Raw genomic sequence first — 2,779 nt, 5'->3', positions numbered from 1 at the left:
ACCACCTGTCCGCCGCCGCGCTCGCCGGCGAGCGGGGGATGGTCGCCGAGGCGCTGCGGATCGCGGACAGTGCCCAGTCGGTAGTGCTGGCCGAGCGGCAGATCCTGCGCGGCCTCCAGGCGCGCGCCACCGCCGCGCTGTTCCTCTACGGCCGAGCGGAGGCCCGGCCGGAGGTGCTCGATGCGCTACGGGAGTGCCGGCCGGCGCTCGGCGAACTGGGGGACCCGGTCACCTCCGGCCGGTGTGCCGCCGCGCTGGCGCACGTCGCGCTGGAGGACGGCGACCTCGCGGGCGCCCGTGAGCTGGCCGAGACCTCGCTGGGCTCGCTGGCCGGGGCCGACACGACGCTGACGGAGGCGAGGACCCGGCTGGTGCTCGGCACGATCCTGGCCGAGGACGGGGACAAGGAGGGGGCGCGGCGGGAGGCCTCCGCGGCGGCGGCCCTGCTGCGGACCGTCCCGGACGGGCGGGAGACTGCCGACGCCTGGCGGCAGGCCGGCGAGCTGATGGAGCGCACCGGTAACGCGGAGGGCGCGCTCGAGGCGCTCCGGCGGGCGCTCGGCGCGGTCGGCATCGGGGGCGTGTGACACGGCTGCGTCCCGGATTCCCTGACAGAGCCGCTGCAGCCCCATCGGGACATTGACAGGGGATCACTGGCGATTCAGATGCATTGACTAGCGGTCACACTCCTCCCTAACCTGGTGTCGCACTGTTACGGGTGGTCAGCACCCGGCGCTGCCGCCCCCAGGCGTCGAGCTCGGTCGCCGCATATCGGTGCCCGCCGATGGGCATCGGTGGCGGCGCTGTCGACGGCGGAGGCCACGTCGGTGTGGCCGCCGATGTGACAGCCGTCCCGGGACCGCCCCGGGGCGGGGAGGGGGAAGTCATGGCCCGCGTTCGGGATCGCCTTCATGTCCTCATCGCCGGAGCGGGAGTCGGAGGCCTGGCCGCGGCCTGCGGACTCGCCGCCCGGGGGCATCGCGTCACGGTGTTGGAACGGGCGGCCGCCCTCACCCGCGTCGGTGGGTACCTCGGAGTACAGAGCAACACGGTGCTCGCGCTGCGCACACTGGGCGCGGCCGGGCCTGTGGAAGAGGGAGGAGTCCCGGTCGAGCGCTTCGAGATCTCCTCCTGGAGCGGGCGCCGCCTCGCCTGGTGGTCTCCCGGCGCCATCGGCCGGAAGACCACCGCGCCCAATGTGACCGTTCCCCGCCACTTGCTGCTCTCCGCACTGGCCGAAGCGGCGCAGCGTTACAGGGACGGCACGGAAATCGTCTTCGGCGCCGAGGTCGACGAGCTGACCGAGAACGACACCGGGGTGACGGTCAGGGCCGGTGGGCGCGTCTTCACCGGCGACGTGCTGATCGGCGCCGACGGCCTTCGGTCGGCGGTACGCCGCCTGGCCGGGCTGCCCGGGCGACCGCAGGCCGCCGCGTATCGGACCTGGAGGGGAGTGGCCGAAAGTGGCCGACCGCCGGGCACCGGCCCGGGCACCGCCCGGCACTACCTGGGGCGCGGGCGCACCTTCGGCCACTGGCCGCTGCCGGACGGTGGCACCTACTGGGTGGCCACCCACGCCACTGCCTCCCCGGAACAGGCACCGGACGCGGCCCCGGTCCCGGCCGGCCTGCCGGACGGCCCGGCCGGGCTGGTGGCGGCGACCCCGCCGGAGTCGGTGCTGCACACCGCGGTGCACACCGTGCAGGGCTGCGACACCTGGCACGCCGGGCGGGTGGCACTGCTCGGCGACGCCGCGCACGCGATGGAGCCGGTCACGGGGCAGGGCGCGGCACAGGCCCTGTTGGACGCGGTCTGTCTGGCCACGACGCTCGGCGGCGCCGAAAAGGAGCGCGCCTCGATCAACAGCGCCCTCACCACGTACGCCGCCGCTCGGCGCGGCCCGGCGGAGGCGGTCGCGAGGGAGGCGGCCGGGCTCGGAAAGCTGCACCACCTGGACCATCCCATCGGTAACCGGGTGCGCGACGCCGTGCTGCGCTGCACCCCCCACTCCGTGTGGCAGCGCCGGGCCGCCCTGCGACTGGACGAGCACGAACTGCTCAACGCCGCGGCAGCCGGCCGCCTGGCCGCGCCCGGGCCGGGCGCCGCGCGCCAGGCGGTGCAGCGATGACCTCCTCGATCCCCTCGGGCACGCCCGGTCTGTCCCCGCCGCCGGAGGCCCCGGTGATGAAGCCCCGCGTGGCCCTGATGTACGACATCCCCGCGGACCGCATGGCCGGGGCCGCCGACCACTGCGCCCGGCACCCCTGGCCCACCGGCTGGGACAACACCGCCTTCAGACTCGCCGCCGAGCGGGCGTTCCGCGGCGATGACCTGCTCATCCGCCTTCTGGACCTCGCTCCGCTGCCCGGCACCGAGGCCCCGTACCCCCCGGACGCCCTGCTGGAGCTGGTACGCGCAGCGGCCGACATCCCCGGCGTGGCCGCGGCGGACCTGCCGCTCGCGCAGGCGGCAGGCGAGTGCCCGGCGGTCCCGGTGCCCGAGCGAGACGGCACCGGGACCGACCGGACCCGCGCGCTGCTGCGGGCGGCCCACGCGCGCGTGGCCGTTCCCGCCTTCTGGGGGCGCATCACCGACGCCGCGCTGCTCCCGGATCCGGAAGTGCCGAGGCGGCTCGCCGCGCTCCGCTATCCGGCGCGCCCCGGCCTGGGCGAGGCCGTCCAGCAGGCGCTCAGCGGCGGCCGTAACCTGCCCGTGAGCGCCCGCCCGGTCAACGGCACGGCCACCACACTGGCCTCCACCTCGCTGTTCCGGCGGGGAG

At 75.9% G+C, this 2,779-nt stretch carries 3 protein-coding genes; all 3 read left to right on the top strand.

Translation table 11 applies throughout. The features are described from left to right. The coding region (locus tag ACTWQE_RS33930) for a hypothetical protein (RefSeq protein WP_443332940.1) at positions 1-587 on the top strand (587 nt) is incomplete at its 5' end. Positions 588-886: 299 nt separating this feature from the next. Next, entirely contained in the window at positions 887-2,128 is a 1,242-nt protein-coding gene (locus tag ACTWQE_RS33925) for an FAD-dependent oxidoreductase (RefSeq protein WP_443332939.1), read from the top strand. Further along, positions 2,125-2,779 (top strand): hypothetical protein (locus ACTWQE_RS33920; RefSeq protein WP_443332938.1); only part of this gene is annotated, 655 nt, incomplete at its 3' end. The genes ACTWQE_RS33925 and ACTWQE_RS33920, both read left to right, overlap by 4 nt.

It is taken from the genome of Streptomyces sp. 8N706, assembly GCF_052245415.1.
GTDB lineage: Bacteria > Actinomycetota > Actinomycetes > Streptomycetales > Streptomycetaceae > Streptomyces.
Note: the sequence above shows the minus strand (reverse complement) of the source record. Positions and strands in the feature narration are given on the sequence as shown.